We start from the raw sequence: 18912 nt of genomic DNA, 5'->3' as shown, positions 1-18912 counted from the left end.
CGCCGCGGCGTCGGCCAGGTCCGCGGCGGTGCCGGCCGCGGCACGCAGCGCGCGCAGTTCGGCGCCGTCGCGGACGGGATCCAGCGCAGCGATGCGGAAACCGGGGCCGGGCATGGTCGGATCAGGCCGCGTCGGCGTCCTCGTCGGTGCCGTCCTCGGCCTCCAGCGGCTGGTAGAAGCCGCCTTCGATCAGCTCCAGCAGGGTCTGCCTGCCGGCTGCCGACAGCGCCGCGTAGTCGGTGCCGTCGATGTGTTCGGCCGCGGCCAGGCGCTTGGCGTCCTTGACCGGCAGCGCGAACTCCTGGCCGCTGCAGAACAGCATGGCGCCGCGGCTGGCACGCCGCCACGCTGGCCGCGCCCACGGGTGCCGCTGCAGGACCAGGCCTTGTTCCAGCGCGGCGGCGATCTCTTCCGCCGGCGGCAGGCCGGCCGGCGGCAGGATGTCGCCGGCGGCACGGTAGGTGGTGATGAAGCGACCGAACCAGGCGCCCAGCTTGTCCGGGTCGTTCATGCGCAGGGCGTTCAGCGCCTCGACCACGCGGCCCATCGCCGCCGCGTCGATCTCGTACGGATCGGCCGGCGCCTGCAGGTCTTCGTCGTGGTAGCGCAATGCCTCGTCGGCGCCGTCGATCAGGGTGTCCAGGTAATCGGCGATCAGCTCGGCCGAGGACGGTGCGCGCATGCCCACCGAGAAGGTCAGGCAGGCGTCCTCGGCGACGCCGTGGTGCGGCACCAGCGGCGGCAGGTACAGCATGTCGCCCGGTCCCAGCACCCAGTCGTGGGTCGGCTCGAACTGGCGCAGCAGCTTCAGCTCCACGTCGTCGCGGAAGTCGGTCGGCGGCGCCGGGCGGCCCAGCGCGACGCTGGCGTCGATCTGCCAGCGGCGGTGGCCGTGGGCCTGCAGCAGGAACACGTCGTAGTGGTCCACGTGCGCGCCGACCGAGCCGCCGCGCGCGGCGAAGCTGACCATCACGTCGTCCACCCGCCAGCGCGGCAGGAAGCGGAACTGCTCGAGCAGGGCGCGGATGTCCGGGTCCCACTTGTCCACGTCCTGCACCAGCAGTGTCCAGTCGTGGTCGGGCATGCCGGGGAACTCGTGCTCCTGGAACGGGCCGCTGCGCACCCGCCAGCGGTCGTTGGCGCGGTCGTGCTCGACCAGCCGCGACAGCGCCGCCTCTTCGCAGGCCAGGCCGGCCAGGTCGCCCGGCTCGATCGGCGAGACGAAGCCGGGGAAGGCGTTGCGGATCAGCAGCGGGCGCTTGTGCCAGTAGTCGCGCAGGAAGGTCGCCGCGGGCATGCCCAGCGGTTGCCCGGGGCGGGCGTGGAGTTCGAAGGCGGGAGCGGCGGTCTTGCGGGCAGCCATGTGCGGTGGGTCCTTGCGACGCGGAAGGTAAAGAGCGGGCGCGCAGCGGCGCCGGCCGACCCCGCCATTGTCCGCCGGTTTGGCGCGTTGGGCCATCGCGCTGGCCTTCGTGTGCGCCGCTGTGCGCGGATGGACGGCCGCGCGGAGGCCCTGGTGGTGTGTCGTGACCGCGCAACGTGGGTGACCCCGTGCGCGCAGGCCATGGGCGGCGCCAGGCGCATCCGGGTTGGGCGATGACGGCGACGCCGCGGGGTAGGTCAGGGCAGTGGGGGCGCAGTGCCGCTCGCGCTACTGGACGAGGATGCGGTTGTCGCGGCCGCCGTCGTCGACCTGGGCGCTGCCGCTGCGCTGGACGATGGCATTGCCGTTGCCCTGCAGGGCGATGGTGTCGATCTCGCTGGCCTGCAACTGGTTCTGGTCGCCGGACACGTCCAGTGTCGCGATGCGCGCCATCTGCAGCCGGCCATGGCGGCCGAACAAGGCGACCTGCCCGGCATCGCCGCGCATCGCGATCTGGGCGTTGTCGCCGAGCACGCGCAGGGTGTCGGCCCGCTCGATCTGCAGGTTGCCGTTGCGGCCGAACAGGCTGACGGTGGCGCAGTGCCCGTGCAGCACCAGGGTGGCGTCGCGGCCGACGATGTTCAGGTCGCGACCGTCGCAATAGATGTCGCCGCTGGCCGAGGCGGCCATGCGGATCGGCGCCTCGGCGTCGCGCTCGTCGCCATCGGCGATGTCGCCGGCCGACGGCGCCGCCGCGATCGGCGGCGCGGCCGGCATGACCACGGTGCGCGGGGCGGCAGTGTGTGCGCCATCGCCGGCCGGCGGGCGTGGCGCCTGCGCGCAACCGGCCAGGACCAGCAGCGGCAACACAAACAACGGGGTGGGTCTCATCGCGGGGCTCTGCTGTGAGTCACCAGCATGCCCCCGGCCGATTAACCCAGCATGGACGGGACTAGCTCAGATGTTGCGCGCCAGCCGCTCGGCGAGGCCGACGTAGCCGCCCGGGGTCAGGTCGCGCAGGCGCTGCTTGGCGTCCTCGGGCAGGTCCAGGGTCTCGACGAAGGCGCGCATCGAGTCGGCGGTGATGCCCTGGCCGCGGGTCAGCGCCTTGAGCTGCTCGTAGGGGTTGGGCAGGCCGTGGCGGCGCATCACCGTCTGCACGGCTTCGGCCAGCACTTCCCAGGCGGCATCCAGGTCGGCGTCCAGGCGCTCCGGGTTCACGGTCAGCTTGCCCAGGCCCTTGGCCAGCGAGTCCAGCGCCACCTGGGTATGGCCGAAGGCGGTGCCGAGCGCGCGCAGCACGGTGGAGTCGGTGAGGTCGCGCTGCCAGCGGCTGATCGGCAGCTTGGCCGAGAAGTGCTCGAACAGGGCGTTGGCGATGCCGAAGTTGCCTTCGGCGTTCTCGAAGTCGATCGGGTTGACCTTGTGCGGCATGGTCGAGGAGCCGACTTCGCCTTCCTTGAGCTTCTGCTTGAAGTAGCCCAGCGAGATGTAGCCCCAGATGTCGCGCGCCAGGTCGATCAGCACGGTGTTGGCGCGGCGGGTGGCGTCGCCCAGTTCGGCGACGTTGTCGTGCGGCTCGATCTGGGTGGTGTACGGGTTGAACACCAGGCCCAGGCTTTCCACGAAACGCTGCGCGAAGCCCGGCCAGTCGACGTCGGGGTAGCTGGCGACGTGGGCGTTGTAGTTGCCGACCGCGCCGTTGATCTTGCCGGTCAGCTCGACCGCGGCGATCTGCCGGCGCTGGCGCTCGAGGCGCGCGACCACGTTGGCGATCTCCTTGCCCAGGGTGGTCGGCGAGGCGGTCTGGCCGTGGGTGCGCGAGAGCATCGGCTGCGCGGCCTGCGCATGGGCCAGCGCGCGCAGCGTCGCGATCACCGCGTCCAGGGTCGGCAGCAGCACCTCGCGCCGGGCCTGCTCCAGCATCAGCCCGTAGCTGAGGTTGTTGATGTCCTCGCTGGTGCAGGCGAAATGCACGAACTCCAGGGCCGGGCCGAGTTCGGCGTCGTCCTTGAGCTGCTCCTTGATGAAGTACTCCACCGCCTTGACGTCGTGGTTGGTGGTGCGCTCGATCTGCTTGACCCGCGCCGCGTGCTCCACGCCGAAACCCTCGGCCAGCGCGCGCAGGCGCTGCGCCGCTGCCGGCGAGAACGCGGCCAGTTCGCCGATGCCCGGCTCGGCGCCCAGCGCCAGCAGCCATTCGATCTCCACCTTCACCCGCGCCTTGATCAGGCCGTATTCGGAGAAGATCGGCCGCAGGGCGTCGACCTTGCCGGCATAGCGGCCATCGAGCGGGGACAGGGCGAGCAGGGCGGAATCGGACATGGCGGGGCGTGGGGTGGTGTCGGCGGGGGCGCCATTCTACGTCGGCGCGGCCTCGGCCGGCGCCAGGCGTACCGTCACCGCCTGGATGCGGTGACCGGCCATGCGCTTGACCGTGAACAGGTGGCCGTCGATCTCCAACTGCTCGCCTTCCTCGGGCAGGCGCTGCAACTGATGCACGATCAACCCGCCGACCGAGTTGAGGTGCTCCGGCGCGCGCAGGTCGCGGCCGAGCAGGCGTTCGAGGCGGAAGATCGAGGTCGAGCCGGCCACCAGCACGCTGCCGTCGGCGCCGCGGGTCGGCGCGTCCTTGACCACGTGCGGGTGCTCGTCCTCGATGTCGCCGACCACTACTTCCAGAAGGTCTTCCAGGGTGAAGTAGCCGAGGATGCGGCCGTGCTCGTCCACGCACAGCGCCATGTGCGTGGTACCGGTGCGGAAGCGCTCCAACACCAGCGGCACCGGCGTTTCCAGTGCAATCAGGTTCGCCGGGCGCAGCAGCGGGCGCAGGTCGTCGCTGCGGCGGCCGCGGGCGATCTCCACCAGCAGGTCCTTCATGTGCAGGATGCCCAGCACCTGCTCGCCGTCGCGGTCGAACCACGGATAGCGGCTGTAGCGGCTGTCGGCGAACTCGGCCATCACCGCGTCCAGCGCCATGCCGTCGCGGAACCCGCGCAAATGGTCGCGCGCGCGCATCAGATCGCCGGCCACCAGTTCCGGCAGCTCCAAGGCATGGCTCATCAGGGTCAGTGCGTGATCCGGCGCACCGCCTGCGGGTTGCTGGCGGCCGACGATCAGCTTCAGTTCCTCACGCGAATAGCGATGCGAGGTGTGCTCCACATCGCCCCAGCCCGCGGCCTTCAGCAGCGCGTTGGCGCTGGTGTTGAGCAGCCAGATCGCCGGATACATCGCCCAGTAGAACAGGTACAGCGGTGCGGCGGTCCACAGCGACATGCGCTCCGGGCGGCGGATCGCCATCGACTTCGGGGCCAGTTCGCCCAGCACGATGTGCAGGAACGAGATGACGCTGAAGGCGATGACGAAGGCGCTCAGGCGTGCCGCCTCTTCGCTCAGCCCCAGCAGGTCGAACAGCGGCTGCAGCAAGTGCGCGAAGGCCGGCTCGCCGACCCAGCCCAGGCCCAGCGAGGACAGGGTGATGCCGAGTTGGCAGGCCGACAGGTAGGCGTCGAGGTGGCCGTGCACGTTGAGCAGCAGGCGGCCGCGCCAGCCGTGGTGCTCGGCCAGGCCCACGGCCTGCGTGTGGCGCAGCTTGACCAAGGCGAACTCGGCGGCGACGAAGAAGCCGTTGAGCAGCACCAGCAGCATCGCCAGCGCCAGCAGCAGGAGGTTGCCGATCATGTGCGTTCCCCGGCGCGCGCGGCTGGCGCGTCATGGCGCCGGGCGGGAGGGGTGGAAACGGCGGGGTGCGTGGTCCGGCGCAGCGTGCGCCGGCATCTACAGTCTGAATCGTCGCCCATGGCGGCGTGAGAGTTCCATCGGTGATACGTCGCCGCAGTCTACCCGATGCACTGCGCCGCCGCCGCAGGCGCGCGCCATCTCGCGCAGTCCGTCACAGGCAAAGCGTCGCCAACGAATACCGTGGAAGGACGCGCAACCGCTGTTGCGAATCCCCAATCCCGACTCCCCGGCCTTTCAGCAGCCGAATGGCTGTTCATCCCAGCCCTTCAACCATCACGCCGCGACGATCTTTTCGTTTGCTAGACTTTCTGTAACCGTTTTCAATCTCGATATTCCCCCATGAAATCTTCCTTGCGTCTGGCGGCGCTGGCCGCCGCTGTGTCCGTTTTTCTCACCGCCTGCGGTGGCAAGCCTGCGGCGACACCGGCCGGTTCCGATGCCAGTGCCGATGCCAACCATGCATCCGCCGACGCCGGCGCCAGCGACGCGGACCAGGCGCTGACCGGCAAACTCAACGCCTACATCGAATGCTTCAACAAGGTCGATGGGCGCATCCACGAAGGCGCGCAGCAGTACGTGCGCTGGATGGCCGACCCCAAGGCCGGCCCCACCGGCAAGGAAACCAGCGTGTACGGGCCCGCCCCGATCGACGAGTACGCGATGAAGCTGTGCGATGCGCCGATGACCGAGGCGATCGCGGCCAAGCCGTCGCTGCCTGCGCTGGATGCCGCGGCGAAGCGCTATCTGGCCGCCTTGAAGACGCTGCAGCCGCTGGCCAACCAGGCGCGCGACTACTACGACCGCGAGGACTACCAGGACGACCAGTTCGCCAAGGGCAAGCAACTGCATGCGCCGCTGATGGCCGCGCTGTCCGAATTCCACGAGGCCAGCGAGGCCTTCAGCCACGAACTGGAGGCGCAGAACGACGCCGCGCAGCGCGAGCAGCTGAAGGCGATGGAAAAGGCCGAGGGCCGCACCCGTGACTTCTATCGGTTGTCGATGATGCTCGAGGCCAAGGACATCGTCGGCCTGATGCAGGACGACGACTTCGACACCGCCAAGGCCACGGCATTGGTGGCCGGCTTCAACAGCTTGTCCGACGAGGCGCACGCCAAGGTCGCCAACCAGGAGCCGGGCAAGTCCGACTGGAGCGATTTCGAGACCGCGGCGGAGAACTTCCGCAAGGAATCCAAGGCGCGCATCAAGCGGGTGGCGGAGAAGATTCCGTACAGCGCGTTCGAGCAGCGCTCGATGGACAATCCGATCGTCGCGCCGGAGGGTTCGCCGGCACGCCTGATGAAGAGCTACAACGACCTGGTGTTCCAGAGCAATCGCCAGCAGTAAGCGCCCTGGCCGGCGGCGCAATGCCGCCGGTCCTGCCGCGGCGGTCGCCACGGCAGCCCGCGTGCTGCCGCGTCTTGCCGGCGCTACGGCCGGTCATTGCGTACCGTCGACGGTCACCGCGTTGGCTGCCTGCATCCGCCGATCACCGCGCGCGCCTGGCACGCCTCCAGACATTCCTAACATCCGCCGGCGCACACTGCTGACGCCGGGCGCTGCGCCACGGATAATGCGCGCGCCAGCCGCAGTCCCGCCAGCCTGCCTCCCCGGACGTCCGACGACGGCGCCGATGGATTCCCTTTTGCAGATGCGGAGATTGTGCGATGAGTGACACATTCAGGGTCGAACACGACAGCATGGGCGAACTGCAGGTGCCTGCAGAGGCCTTGTGGGGAGCGCAGACCCAGCGTGCGGTGCAGAACTTTCCGGTGTCCGGGCAGCCGATGCCACGCGGCTTCATCCGCGCGCTGGGGCTGATCAAGGCCGCCGCGGCCGGGGTCAACGCCGACCTGGACCTGCTGCCGAAGGCGGTCGCGAAGGCGATCCAGGCCGCGGCGCTGGAGGTGGCCGACGGCCGCCACGACGCGCACTTCCCGATCGACATCTACCAGACCGGGTCCGGCACCTCATCGAACATGAACGCCAACGAGGTCATTGCCACGCTGGCCAACCGCGCCGCCAAGGGCGAGGGCAAGAACGGCAGCAAGACACGGCCGGCGGTGCATCCCAACGACCACGTCAACCTGGGCCAGAGTTCCAACGACGTGGTCCCCACCGCGATCCGCGTCGCTGCGCTGCTGGCGGCGCGCGAGCATCTGCTGCCGTCGCTCAAGCACCTGCGCAAGACGATCGACAAGCGCGCCAAGCAGTTGCAGGGTGTGGTCAAGACCGGGCGCACCCATCTGATGGACGCGATGCCGCTGACCTTCGGCCAGGAATTCGGCGCCTGGTCGGCGCAACTGGTGTCGGCGCAGGCGCGCATCGACGACAGCCTCAAGCGCCTGCGCCGGCTGCCGCTGGGCGGCACCGCCATCGGCACCGGCATCAACGCCGATCCGCGCTTTGGCGGCAAGGTCGCCAAGGCGCTGTCGGCGCTGACCGACCATACCTTCGAGAGCGCCGAGAACAAGTTCGAGGGCCTGGCCGCGCAGGACGATGCGGTGGAACTGTCCGGCCAGCTCAACGCGCTGGCGGTGGCGCTGATCAAGATCGCCAACGACCTGCGCTGGATGAACGCCGGGCCGCTGGCCGGCCTCGGCGAGATCGAGTTGCCTGCGCTGCAGCCGGGCAGCTCGATCATGCCGGGCAAGGTCAATCCGGTGATCCCCGAAGCCACGGTGATGGCCTGCGCGCAGGTGATCGGCCACCACACCGCGATCACCGTGGCCGGGCAGACCGGCAACTTCCAGTTGAACGTGACCCTGCCGCTGATCGCGGCGAACCTGCTGGACTCGATCCAGTTACTGGGCAACGTCTCGGTGTTGCTGGCCGATTCGGCGATCGCCGGGCTCAAGGTGCGCGAGGAGCGGGTGCGCGAGGCGCTGGACCGCAATCCGATCCTGGTGACCGCGCTGAATCCCATCATCGGCTACGAGAAGGCCGCGGCGATCGCCAAGCGTGCCTACAAGGAGAACCGGCCGGTGCTGGAGGTGGCCAGGGAGGACAGCGGCCTCGGCGAGGACGAACTGCGCCGGCTGCTGGACCCTGCCGCACTGACCGAGGGCGGCATCCATGCCGGCGCGGGGGGCGGCGGCTGAGTTGCGCCAGCGCTGCACGCAGGCCTGGCACGGCCGTGTGGTCGTGCCAGGCGCAACAGAAGATCGCACGGTGAAAGCAGTCGGGACTGAAGTCCCTCCCACATCGCGCCCAGACACCTTATCGCAAGCTGCGTAGGAGCAGCTTCAGCCGCGACGGGCGTTCCCGATAAAGCCTATCGCGGCTGAAGCCGCTCCCAAAGGAAGGGACCAACTCTTACTGAAGGCTCTCATGCCGGCGCACGCGCGCCGGCACGCCTCAGCGGCGCTCGGCCTGCAGGTTGCCGAAACTGTCGCGGTACGGCTGCAACGAGGGAATGTCGCGCAGCACGGCCGCCTGCGCTTCGGTGATCTCCGGGGTCGGCGCGAAGCCCACCGAGCGCATGTTCGGGTCCGGCGCCGCGGTCTCCAGGGTGCGCTGGCGCTGCATCTGCAGGTGCATGAACAACTGCTGCAGTTCGGTGCGCTGCGCGGCGGGCAGCGGCAGTTCGATGTCGTCGATGCGCAGGCTGCCGTCGGGCCCGATGGTGGCATTGGCGGCCGGGGCGCGGCGCAGCATCACGTTCATGCTGTCCACCGCCACCCGCGGCTTGCTGCGCTCGGCGCGCGAGGAGGTGGTCTCGCCGCCGCGTCCGCCACAGGCGGCGAGCAGCAGGCACAACGACAGCAGCGAGAACCAGGCGAACAGCGTCTTCTTCATGGAGGCGATGCAGTGGGGGAGTGCGGGCATTCTAGAACGTGCGGCGGCTGCGGTCGTGGCGAGGCGCGCTGGCCGCGCATCAACTGCGTGAGGTCGAAGCGGACTGCATGGCGCGCGCGAGCACGCTGAACATCCGTTCGTCGGTGGATTGCGCGACGTTGAAACGCAGGAAATCGCCTGCGCTCAACGACTGGCTGAAGGCATTGCCCGGCGCCAGCACCACGCCTTCCTGCAGGCAGGCGTGCGCGATCGCTGCGGCCTCCATGCCCGCGGGCAGCCTGCACCAAAGGAACAGGCCGGCCCGTGGAATCAGCCAGGGTCGGATGCCGAGACCCTGGAGCCGCTCTACCGTCCTGGCCATCTGCTCCGCCAGGCGCCGCCGCAAGGTCTCCAGATGCCGGCGGTAGCCGCTGTCGGTCAGGGCGATCCGCACGGCCTCGGCCGCCAGCCGGCCGCCGCCGAAGCTGGTGGCGATCTTCAGGTCGGCGAGGCTTTCGATCCAGTCGCCACGTGCGGCGATGTAGCCGCAACGCAGCGACGCCGACACCGTCTTGGAAAAGCTGCCGATCTGGATGACCCGCGCCAGGCCGTCGAAGGCCGCCAGCCGCGGGGCGGGGCTGGTCTCGAAGTCGGCGAAGATGTCGTCCTCGACGATCACCAGGTCCGAGCCCTCGGCCAGGAGCAGCAGCCGGTGCGCCGTCGCCGCGGACAGGGTCGCGCCGGTGGGGTTGTGGATCCCCGAATTGGTGATGTACAGCCGCGGCGCATGCGCCCGCAGCGCCGCTTCGAAGTGCGCCACGTCCGGTCCGTTCGGCGTATAGGGCACGCCCACGACCTGCACGCGATGCGCCTTGAGCAAGGCATGGAAATTGAAGTAGCACGGGTCGTCGACCAGCACCGTGTCGCCGGGCGAGAGCAGGAAACGGCCGATCAGGTCGATCGCATGCGTGCCCGATTCGGCGAGCAGGATCTGTTCGGGCGGCGCCTGCACGCCATTGCCCGCCAGCCGTCGCGACAGGAACTGGCGCAAGCCGGGGTGGCCCAGGGGCGTGGCGTACTCGGTCAGTTCCTGCGTGTCGGCGCGCGCCAGCGTGCGCAGTGCGCGGCGCATGCCCGCGCCGTACAGCCATTCGGGTGGCAGCCAGCCGCAGCCGGGCTTGAGCACGCGCGCATCCGCTTCCAGCGACTGCCGCGACACCCACAGCGGATCGATCTGCCGGTCGAGCTTCGGGCCGAGTTGCGCCAGCGCCAGTGGGGCCACCGACCCGGCCACATAGAAGCCCGACCCTGGGCGCGCCGCGATCGCGCCCTCGGCCGCCAGCCGCTCGTAGGCTTCCACCACCGTCGACACCGACACCCGCAGCGCGTGCGCCTGCGCGCGCACGGAGGGCAGGCGCGCTCCCGGCAGGCTGGTGCGGTTGGCGATGCGGGCGCGGATGTCGGCCATCACCGCATCGATGCGCGTGCCGGGTGCTACGGGTCTGTCCACTGTCGTCAGCTGTACTGGGTCTTGAGCCATAACAGTACTGCGAAACCGTATTGGATCGTATCTGGCCGTGTCGGTCCCGCGAGGCGTCTACTGCAACGGCGATGCAGCAGGAGACGCGCATGGAAAAAACCACCGGTGGCTGGATCAATGGATGTATCGGCGTGATGATTTTTGCGGGGTCGTTGCCCGCAACGCGCGTCGCGGTCGCCGATTTCTCCCCCGTGTTCCTGACTTGCGCCCGCGCCAGCATTGCCGCCGCGCTGGGGCTGGCGCTCCTGCTCGGGTTTCGGCAACCGCGTCCGCGCCGCGCCGAGCTCCCCGCCTTGGCGATGACGGCGCTGGGGGTCGTGGCCGGATTTCCCCTGCTGACCGCACTGGCGCTGCAGCATGTGACCTCGGCGCATTCCATCGTGTTCGTGGGCCTGCTGCCGTTGTGCACCGCCGTCTTCGCCGTGTTGCGCGCCGGCGAACGCCCGCGTCCACCGTTCTGGGTGTTCTCGCTGGCCGGTGCCTGCAGCGTCGTCGGCTATGCGGCGATCGGCGGGATCGACGCCTCGTGGCAGGGCGATCTGCTGATGCTGGCCGCGGTGGTGCTGTGTGGGCTGGGCTATGCGGAAGGCGCGCGCCTGTCGCGCACGCTGGGCGGATGGCAGGTCATCTGTTGGGCGCTGGTGCTGTCGCTGCCGCTGATGGTGTCCCTGGCCTTGCTGACGCAGCCTGCGTCGTTCGGCACCGTGCGCATGCCGGCATGGCTTGGCCTGGGCTATGTCTCGCTGTTCAGCATGTTGATCGGCTTCGTGTTCTGGTACCGCGGCCTGGCGCAAGGCGGGATCGCGGCGGTCGGGCAACTGCAGTTGTTCCAGCCCTTCATCGGCTTGGGCCTGGCCGCGCTGTTGCTGCACGAAACCGTGAGCTGGACGATGCTGGCGGTGACCCTCGTCGCGATGGTCTGCGTGGCCGGCGCGAAACACTACGCCCGCTGAGACAGCGACCCGCCCGGCAGGCGTTTGCACGACTGCGGGGTGGAGCGCGGACTCAGCGGGCGCTCGTGGACGATGGTCGCGGCAGCGTGGCTGCCGCCGATTACGCGGCCGAGTGCTTGCAGTCGCTGACGTCGCTGTCGTCGAGGGTGGAGTAGGGGCGGAACGCCGGCACCTTCTGCATCAGCGCATCCTGCGCGGCGCGCAGCGCGGCGACTTGGTCGCAGATCTTCAGCGCCGCCTGCTTGATCTTGTCGGCCTGCGCCTCGACCTGCGCGCCGATATGGTCGGTGTCGCCGCTGAGCACGCCGCTGATCGCATCGCCGGCCGCCTTCACGCCGAGCGCCGCGCCGGCCTTGCCGACTTCCACGCCCTGCTTGCCGACCGCTTCGATCTGGCTGCGGTAGGCCAGCAGCAGGCGCTGCTGCTCGGCGTCCAGCGCGACCGGCTTGCCGTCGATCAGCAGCTTGCCGTCGCGGGTGATGGTGGCCGGCGGCTGGCCATCGGCCTTCAGGGTGAGGTCGCCGTTGAGGAAGGTCAGGCTTTGCGCGCCACCGTGATCGACGACGACGCGGTCGTTCGACGAGGCCGAGCGCTGGCAGGCGCTGAGCGAGAACAGCACGGCCAGGGCGACGCCTGCCAGGGACAGGGAACGGTACTGCATGGGCGCGTCCTCGTGTGGGTGTGGAAGGAGAATCGGGCGGCAGGATCAGCGCGGCTTGGGCAGGTTGACGCTGCCACGCACGCCGCGGTGGGTGACGTCGCCGCTGCCGACCTTCTGCACGCTCAGGTTGCCGCCGACGGTGCCGACATCCAGGTCGCCGGAGCCCACGGTCTGCACCGCGACATTGCCGGTGACGTCGCGCAGTTGCACGTCGCCGGAGCCGACGCTGTCGACCTGCACGCTGCCGCGCACGCCGTGCACGGTCAGGTCGCCGGAGCCGACAGTGCCGACCTTGACGTCGCCGCCGACCTGATCGGCCTTGACGTCGCCCGAGCCCAGCGTCGGCAGGGCCACGCTGCCGACATTGCGCAGTTCGATGTCGCCGGAGCCGACCGTGGCGCTGACCGCGCCGCGAATGTTCTGCGCGTGCAGGTCGCCGGAGCCGACCTTGGCGTCGAGCGAGGCCACGCCGCTGATCTCGGCGTCGCCGGAGCCCAGTTGCAGCTGCACTGGCAGGTTGGCGGGGATGCTGCCGGCCACGTTGAGGTAGGCGTAGCGGTTGCCGACGCTGATGCCGTGGATCTTGCCCTCGTGCTTCAGCGTCACCACCAGGGTGTCGCCGTCGTGGCGCTGGCGCAGGGTCAGCTCCTTGAGCATGTCCGCGTCGGAGGCGCAGGCACGGCCGCGCAGAGTGGAGTCGCCGCTGGCGCCGCTGAGCTTGAGGTCGTTCTGCTGCACGTCCAGCAGCACCGACTTGACGCCGGTCAGATCCAGCTTCAGTTCGCGCGGTTCGGAATACTTGCAGTCGTCGGCCATGGCGATGGCCGGCAGCGACAGCAGGGCACACAGGGCGAGGGTCTTGCGCATCGGAAAACTCCTTGCGGAAAAGGGAAGAGAGACGGAGGTGCGATCAGGCTTCGTCGCGCCAGCGGCGCACGTAGATCGCGGCGACGATGAAGGCCACGCCGACCGCGGCGCCGATCCAGATGTCGGGGTCGCGGAACAGCACCCAGCTGTCGCCGAGATGGATCGCATTGACCAGATCCTGCGGACCGCTGATGTGGGTCTCGGCCACCTGCTCGTTCAGCACCGGACCCCAGCTGCCGGGCAGCACGCTGAGCAGGCCGCGGTAGACCACGGTGTACCAGATCAGGTTGTGGTTGACGTTGAGCATCGGCAGGATGCCCATCATGCTGGCCATCACGCAGCCCAGGATCGGGATCAGCACCGCCCACAGGAACGGCTTGCTGCGCGCCCAGGCCGAGCACAGCATCAGCCAGCCGATCGCCGGCAGCGACCACAGCACCTGCACCGGCAGCGCGGCCAGGACCATGCCGATGATGCGCAGCGGGTGCGATTCGGTGAAGACCGCGGTGCTCTGCGGGATGCCGTTGACCGACAGGGTCAGGGCGGTGACCACCCATAGCGCCAGGCCGATCAGCAGGCCGATGCCGATCGCCAGCAGCGGCGCCAGCAACAGCGCCCAGGCGGCCTTGGACAGCACGGTGCCGGTGTCCGACAGCGGCAGCGACTTCCAGAACAGCACGCTGCGATCGCGGCGGTCGTCGTACAGCGCGCCCAGCGCGTAGAAGAACACCACGAAGCCGACCACGATGCAGGCCAGGATCACGCCGGCGAGCATGGTGCCGTCGCCGACCGCGCCGATGATCTGGTGGGCATTGTTGACCTGGCCTTCCCATTGCACATCGTTCAGATGCACGCCGCCGCCATGGTTGCGGCCGGCGATGCTGCCGATGATCGACAGCACCGTGTACAGGGTGGCGACGATGCCGCCGGTGATGACCGGGGCCCACAGGAAACCGCCGCGGTGTTCCCAGAACTCGCGCTTGAGCAGCCACTTGAAGGTGGACACGGGAGAGATCGATTTGGCGGGAGCGTTCATGCGTAGGTGCCCTTCATGATGGCGACGAACAGGTCGGCCAGGCCGGGGGTGCGGGTTTCGCCTAGTGCGGCCAGTTGCGCCTGCGGCACGCCGTCGTACAGGAACACCGACTTGCCGAACGGCAGGCCGCGTTCGTCGATCGGCTGCAGCGCGCGCGCCGCCTCGATGCGCTCGGCCGGCACCAGCAGTTCGGTGTAGCGGGTGGCCATGTGCTCCATGTCGGCGCTGAGCACGATGCGGCCGTCGCGGATGAACAGCACGTCGGTGAGGATGTGCTCGATCTCTTCCACCTGGTGGGTGGTGATGACGATGGTCTTCTGTTCGTCGAAGTAGTCTTCCAGCAGGCGCTGGTAGAACTCCTTGCGGTACAGGATGTCCAGGCCCAGGGTCGGCTCGTCCAGCACCAGCAGGCGCGCGTCGATCGCCATCACCAGGGCCAGGTGCAACTGCACGATCATGCCCTTGGACATCTCGCGCACCCGCAGCTTGGGCGAGAGCTTGGTGTTGGCCAGAAAGCGCTCGCACTTGGCGCGATCGAAGCGCGGATGCACGCCGGCGACGAAGTCGATCGCCTCGCTCACCCGCATCCAGCGCGGCAGCACCGCCACGTCGGCGATGAAGCACACCTCGTTCATCAGCGCGTCGCGCTGCTTGCGCGGGTCCATGCCCAGCACGCGCAGTTCGCCTTCCACGGCGGTCAGGCCCAGCACCGCCTTCAGCGCGGTGGTCTTGCCGGCGCCGTTGGGGCCGATCAGGCCGACGATGCGGCCCGGCGCGATGGCGAAGGACGCATCGGCCAGCGCCGGCTTGTTGTTGTAGGTCTTGCGCAACCCCTGCGCGTAGACGACGGATTCGGATGCGGCGACAGCGGCAGTCATGGCGTTTTCCCCGGTGGCAACAAGTCTTGCAGTGTCAGGCCCAGGCGCTGGATGCGTTCCAGCACCAGAGGCCACTCTTCGTTGAGGAAGCGCTCGCGCTCGCTGCCGCGCAGCTTCTGCGCCGCTTCCTCGGTCATGAACATGCCCAGCCCGCGACGCTTCTCGACCAGCGCCTCGTCGGCCAGTTCCTGGTAGGCGCGCGAGACGGTGATCGGATTGAGCTGGTACTCGGCAGCCACCTGGCGCACCGAGGGCAGGGCGTCGCCGGGCTTGAGGATGCCGTCGAGCATCATCGCGATGACGCGCTCCTTCAGCTGGCGGTAGATCGGAGCGCCGTCGCTCCATTGGATATCGCTCATGGTCAGCTCCGTGGGCGCAGGGTGCGCGCGAAGGAGAAATAAGGCACGGACAGCGAAGCCCGCAGACGCCGCACCGCCGGGACGGTGGAAGGTGCGGCGCCGGCGGCGCTGTCGTCGTGCGGCGTGCTGGCGCCATAATCCAGCGGCCGTCCCTGGTGGCGTTGGGCGCCGATCCAGCTCGCGCAGAGCAGGGTGCCGACGATGACCAGGGCCGGAAGACTGCGCTGGAGGCGTTTGAGATTCATCGTGGGACCTGCTCTGGGTGAGTGGTGTTGTATTTAACTATAACACCGTTACACGGCATGTCAACACGCTGCAGACCCAACGTCCGACCTGGTCGCGTGCCACTTCCTTACTTCTTCTCGACGGTGCCCCATGAAACTTCCCAAGCGTCTGTTTTTCCTCGCGATCCTGGCCGCTGCTGGCACCGTCGGCAGTGCCTGGGCCGGCTCCCTGCTGGACCGGGACTACCGTCCGCTGGCCGGCAAGGAGAAGGTGAACCTGAACAAGGCCTACGGCGGCAAGGTGCTGCTGGTGGTCAACACCGCCAGCAAGTGCGGCTACACCCCGCAGTACGACGGCCTGGAGAAGCTGCAGCAGCAGTACGCGGCGCAGGGCTTCAGCGTGCTCGGCTTCCCGTCCAACGACTTCAAGGGCCAGGAGCCCGGATCGGAGAAGCAGATCCAGGAATTCTGCACGCTCACCTACGGGGTCAAGTTCCCGATGTTCGAGAAGGTGCACGTGATCGGCGACGAGGCGACGCCGCTGTACAAGCAACTGACCCAGGCCACCGGCGTGGCGCCGGGCTGGAATTTCCACAAGTATCTGATCGCGCGCGATGGGCGCGTGGTCGCGCAATTCCCGAGCAAGGTCACGCCGGACGATCCGGCCTTGCGCAGTGCCATCGAACGCGAACTGAAAGCGCAGCCGGCGTCGCACTGAAAGCGGGTCAACATCTCGGCCGCACATGCGACAATGCCGGCCTCTGTCTGCGCCAGTTCGGCGCGTCCAGTTCACAGTTCACTTCCAGGGAAAGTAGCGAATGAAGATGGGAATGCGCGGCGCCGTGGCGTCGCTGGTGGTGGGGATGGCGATGGTCGCCGGTCACGCGTCCGCGCAGGCGCCGGCTGCCGGCGGCACGGCGACGACGCTGAGCACCGAGAAGCAGAAGGTCAGCTACGCGATCGGCATGGATGTGGCGCGTTCGTTCGAGCCCATCGCCCAGGACATCGACGTGGACGCGATGCAGCGCGCGATCGAGAACGCCTTCAAGCAGGGCAAGCCGCTGCTGTCCGATGAGCAGACCCAGGCCACCGATACCGCGCTGCGCACGCAGCTGGCCGCGCGCAACGGCCAGCCGGTGCCGGGCATGGCGCCGGGCACGCAGCCGCCGCCGGTGTCCAAGGAGAACGTGGGCCTGATGCTGGGCGACCGTGCGGTCGGTCCGTCGCTGGCGCGGATCCAGGACGACATCGATCTGCCGACGCTGATGGGCGCGGTGCGCACGGTATTCGCCAAGGGCCAGACCGCGATGACCCAGGAGCAGGCGATGGCCACGCTGCAGGCCTTCGGTGCGTCCAAGCAGGCCGCGGTGGCGACCAAGAACAAGCAGGAAGGCAATGCCTTCCTGGCGCAGAACAAGAACCAGAAGGGCGTGATCACCACCCCGTCCGGCCTGCAGTACATGGTGCTGCGCGAGGGCAGCGGCGCGCGGCCCACGTCCAGCAGCAAGGTGCGGGTGAACTACGAGGGCAAGCTGCTCGACGGCACCGTCTTCGACAGCTCCTACAAGAACGGCCAGCCGGCCGAGTTCGCGCTGAACCAGGTCGTGCCGGGCTGGAGCGAGGGCGTGGCGCTGATGCCGGTGGGGTCCAAGTACCGCTTCTGGATTCCGTCCAATCTGGGCTACGGCCCGCAGGGAATGCCGGGCAGCCCGATCGGCCCGGATGCGATGTTGACCTTCGACGTGGAACTTTTGAACATCCTTCAATAACCGAAAGGAGATTACATGCGCGTAGCGATATTCGGCACCGGCTATGTCGGGCTCGTCACCGGAACCTGTCTGGCCGAAGTCGGCCACCATGTGGTGTGCGTAGACATCGACCAGGCCAAGGTGGATGGGCTCAACAAGGGCGTGGTCCCGATTTACGAGCCTGGCCTCTCGCCGATGGTCAAGGCCAATCACGCCGCACGGAGGCTGTTCTTCACCACCGATGCGGCCAGCGCCATCGCGCATGGGGATATCGTGTTCATCGCCGTCGGCACGCCGCCGGACGAGGACGGTAGCGCAGATCTGCAGTACGTGCTGGCGGTGGCTCGCACCATCGGCCAGCACATCCAGGGGCCGACCATCGTGGTCAACAAGTCGACGGTGCCGGTCGGCACCGCCGACAAGGTGCGCGCGGCGATCGCCGCCGAGCTGGAAGCGCGCGGCGAGGCGATCGAGTTCGACGTGGTCTCCAATCCGGAGTTCCTGAAGGAAGGCGATGCCGTCGCCGATTGCATGCGCCCGGACCGCATCGTCATCGGTAGCAGCAAGCCCGGCTCGGCCGCGCGCCTGCGTCGTCTGTACGCGCCGTTCAACCGCAACCACGACCGCATCGTGGAAATGGACGTGCGCTCGGCCGAACTGACCAAGTACGCGGCCAACGCGATGCTGGCGACCAAGATCAGTTTCATGAACGAGATCGCCAACATCGCCGAGCGCGTCGGTGCCGACGTGGAGAAGGTGCGCCAAGGCATCGGCTCGGATCCGCGCATCGGCTGGCACTTCATCTACCCGGGTGCCGGCTACGGCGGCTCGTGCTTCCCCAAGGACGTGCAGGCGCTTGCGCGCACCGCGCAGCAGGTCGGGCATGCGCCCCGGCTGCTGGATGCGGTGGAAGCGGTCAACGAGGCGCAGAAGGGCCATCTGTACGAGCTGATCCAGCGCCACTACGGTGCGGCGCAGTCGCTGAAGGGCAAGACCTTCGCGGTGTGGGGCCTGGCCTTCAAGCCCAACACCGACGACATGCGTGCCGCCTCCAGCCGCCGCCTGCTGGCGCAACTGTGGGAGGCGGGCGCGACGGTGCGTGCCTACGATCCGGAGGCGACCGACGAGGCCAAGCGCATCTTCGGCGAACGCGCCGATCTGCATTTCTGCGACGATGCCTTCGACGCGCTGGAAGGCGCCGATGCGCTGGCGGTGGTCACCGAGTGGAAGCAGTTCCGCAGCCCCGACTTCACCCGCATGAAGGAGCTGATCGGCGATGCGGTGGTGTTCGACGGCCGCAATCTCTACGATCCGCAGGAAATCGAGAGCTTCGGCCTGGCGTATTACGGCATCGGCCGCGGACGTTCGATCCATGCAGCATGATTTTTCCACCCAGGATCGGTTGCTGGAGAACCGCCTGATCGAGCTGGAAACGCGCCTCTCCTTCCAGGAGCAGGCGCTGTCGGAAATGAGCGATGCCCTGGCCGAAGCGCGTATCGAAAGCCAGCGCAACGCCGAGTTGCTGCGTCACCTGCTCGAAGATCTGGGCAAGGTGCGCAGCACGCTCTACGCCGATCCGGCCGACGAACCGCCGCCGCCGCATTACTGATCCCCCGAACCGACCGATGCCGTCCCGATGAGCGATACCCTCCGCGAGCAATTGCTGGGCCTGGGCTTCAAGCCCGCGCCGAAACCCGAACGCAAAGCCCCGCCTGCCGCGCCGCGGCCGCAGGGACGGCCGGGCCAGCGCCCGGCACCGGCCGGGGCG

Annotated in this window: 18 protein-coding genes and 2 pseudogenes; 8 read left to right on the top strand and 12 right to left on the bottom strand. The window is 68.6% G+C overall.

Features of this window, described 5'->3' with window-relative positions:
* The 4 genes and pseudogenes from D588_RS0103775 to D588_RS0103760 all read right to left on the bottom strand — a co-directional run.
* Positions 1–1363, bottom strand: a pseudogene (locus tag D588_RS0103775) (cupin domain-containing protein); the annotation flags it as partial.
* A gap of 288 nt (positions 1364–1651) precedes the next feature.
* On the bottom strand, positions 1652–2254 hold the full coding sequence (locus D588_RS0103770) for a DUF3060 domain-containing protein (RefSeq protein WP_026143345.1): 603 nt from the start codon (positions 2252–2254) through the stop codon (positions 1652–1654).
* Positions 2255–2320: 66 nt separating this feature from the next.
* On the bottom strand, positions 2321–3688 hold the full coding sequence (purB, locus tag D588_RS0103765; protein ID WP_017915030.1) for an adenylosuccinate lyase: 1368 nt from the start codon (positions 3686–3688) through the stop codon (positions 2321–2323).
* A 36-nt stretch (positions 3689–3724) separates the two neighbouring features.
* Positions 3725–5044 (bottom strand): hemolysin family protein, encoded by a 1320-nt coding sequence (locus D588_RS0103760; protein WP_017915029.1) that lies wholly within the window; start codon positions 5042–5044, stop codon positions 3725–3727.
* Between the two features lie 399 nt (positions 5045–5443).
* Between D588_RS0103760 and D588_RS0103755 the strand changes: the two genes are divergently transcribed.
* Complete coding sequence (locus D588_RS0103755) at positions 5444–6448, top strand: YiiG family protein (protein ID WP_026143344.1); 1005 nt, start codon at positions 5444–5446, stop codon at positions 6446–6448.
* A gap of 320 nt (positions 6449–6768) precedes the next feature.
* Positions 6769–8202 (top strand): class II fumarate hydratase, encoded by a 1434-nt coding sequence (locus D588_RS0103750; RefSeq protein WP_026143343.1) that lies wholly within the window; start codon positions 6769–6771, stop codon positions 8200–8202.
* A gap of 256 nt (positions 8203–8458) precedes the next feature.
* On the opposite strand, the gene D588_RS0103745 is transcribed toward D588_RS0103750, so the two are convergent.
* A complete protein-coding gene (locus D588_RS0103745) occupies positions 8459–8899 on the bottom strand; it encodes a hypothetical protein (RefSeq protein ID WP_017915026.1) in 441 nt (146 codons plus the stop codon).
* A 79-nt stretch (positions 8900–8978) separates the two neighbouring features.
* Complete coding sequence (locus D588_RS0103740) at positions 8979–10388, bottom strand: PLP-dependent aminotransferase family protein (protein ID WP_232764216.1); 1410 nt, start codon at positions 10386–10388, stop codon at positions 8979–8981.
* Between the two features lie 119 nt (positions 10389–10507).
* On the opposite strand from D588_RS0103740, the gene D588_RS0103735 reads away from it, so the two are divergent.
* Positions 10508–11371, top strand: coding sequence for a DMT family transporter (locus tag D588_RS0103735; RefSeq protein WP_026143342.1), 864 nt, complete (start codon positions 10508–10510; stop codon positions 11369–11371).
* 100 nt (positions 11372–11471) lie between these two features.
* Here the strand turns inward: D588_RS0103735 and D588_RS0103730 are convergent, their stop codons facing one another.
* Genes D588_RS0103730 through D588_RS0103705 form a run of 6 tightly spaced genes read right to left on the bottom strand, consistent with a single transcriptional unit; the run spans position 11472 to position 15417 of the window.
* Positions 11472–12032: a DUF2884 family protein gene (locus tag D588_RS0103730; protein ID WP_017915024.1), complete on the bottom strand. Its 561-nt coding sequence runs from the start codon at positions 12030–12032 to the stop codon at positions 11472–11474.
* A 45-nt stretch (positions 12033–12077) separates the two neighbouring features.
* Positions 12078–12899, bottom strand: a complete 822-nt coding sequence (locus tag D588_RS0103725; RefSeq protein ID WP_017915023.1) for a DUF2807 domain-containing protein — start codon at positions 12897–12899, stop codon at positions 12078–12080.
* Between the two features lie 43 nt (positions 12900–12942).
* Positions 12943–13935 (bottom strand): hypothetical protein, encoded by a 993-nt coding sequence (locus tag D588_RS0103720; RefSeq protein WP_026143341.1) that lies wholly within the window; start codon positions 13933–13935, stop codon positions 12943–12945.
* Positions 13932–14813, bottom strand: a complete 882-nt coding sequence (locus tag D588_RS0103715; RefSeq protein WP_017911485.1) for an ABC transporter ATP-binding protein — start codon at positions 14811–14813, stop codon at positions 13932–13934. The genes D588_RS0103720 and D588_RS0103715 overlap by 4 nt, the downstream gene beginning before the upstream one ends.
* Entirely contained in the window at positions 14810–15172 is a 363-nt protein-coding gene (locus tag D588_RS0103710) for a GntR family transcriptional regulator (protein WP_017908106.1), read from the bottom strand. The genes D588_RS0103715 and D588_RS0103710 overlap by 4 nt, the downstream gene beginning before the upstream one ends.
* A gap of 2 nt (positions 15173–15174) precedes the next feature.
* Complete coding sequence (locus tag D588_RS0103705; protein WP_010344229.1) at positions 15175–15417, bottom strand: hypothetical protein; 243 nt, start codon at positions 15415–15417, stop codon at positions 15175–15177.
* A gap of 130 nt (positions 15418–15547) precedes the next feature.
* Here D588_RS0103705 and D588_RS0103700 point away from each other — a divergent pair, with 130 nt between their 5' ends.
* From D588_RS0103700 to D588_RS27115, 5 genes and pseudogenes are all read left to right on the top strand, one after another.
* Complete coding sequence (locus D588_RS0103700; protein WP_017915021.1) at positions 15548–16114, top strand: glutathione peroxidase; 567 nt, start codon at positions 15548–15550, stop codon at positions 16112–16114.
* A gap of 100 nt (positions 16115–16214) precedes the next feature.
* Complete coding sequence (locus D588_RS0103695; protein WP_026143340.1) at positions 16215–17165, top strand: FKBP-type peptidyl-prolyl cis-trans isomerase; 951 nt, start codon at positions 16215–16217, stop codon at positions 17163–17165.
* A gap of 15 nt (positions 17166–17180) precedes the next feature.
* On the top strand, positions 17181–18527 hold the full coding sequence (locus tag D588_RS0103690) for a UDP-glucose/GDP-mannose dehydrogenase family protein (RefSeq protein ID WP_017908103.1): 1347 nt from the start codon (positions 17181–17183) through the stop codon (positions 18525–18527).
* Positions 18517–18753, top strand: coding sequence for a SlyX family protein (locus tag D588_RS0103685; RefSeq protein ID WP_017908102.1), 237 nt, complete (start codon positions 18517–18519; stop codon positions 18751–18753). Before D588_RS0103690 ends, D588_RS0103685 begins: the two co-directional genes overlap by 11 nt.
* Before the next feature lie 27 nt (positions 18754–18780).
* Positions 18781–18912: pseudogene (locus D588_RS27115) on the top strand (DUF2058 domain-containing protein); the annotation flags it as partial.

Source organism: Xanthomonas sp. SHU 308 (genome assembly GCF_000364645.1).
Classification (GTDB): domain Bacteria; phylum Pseudomonadota; class Gammaproteobacteria; order Xanthomonadales; family Xanthomonadaceae; genus Xanthomonas_A; species Xanthomonas_A sontii.
The sequence above is the reverse complement of the archived record's forward strand: the minus strand, read 5'-3'. Positions and strand labels throughout refer to the sequence as shown.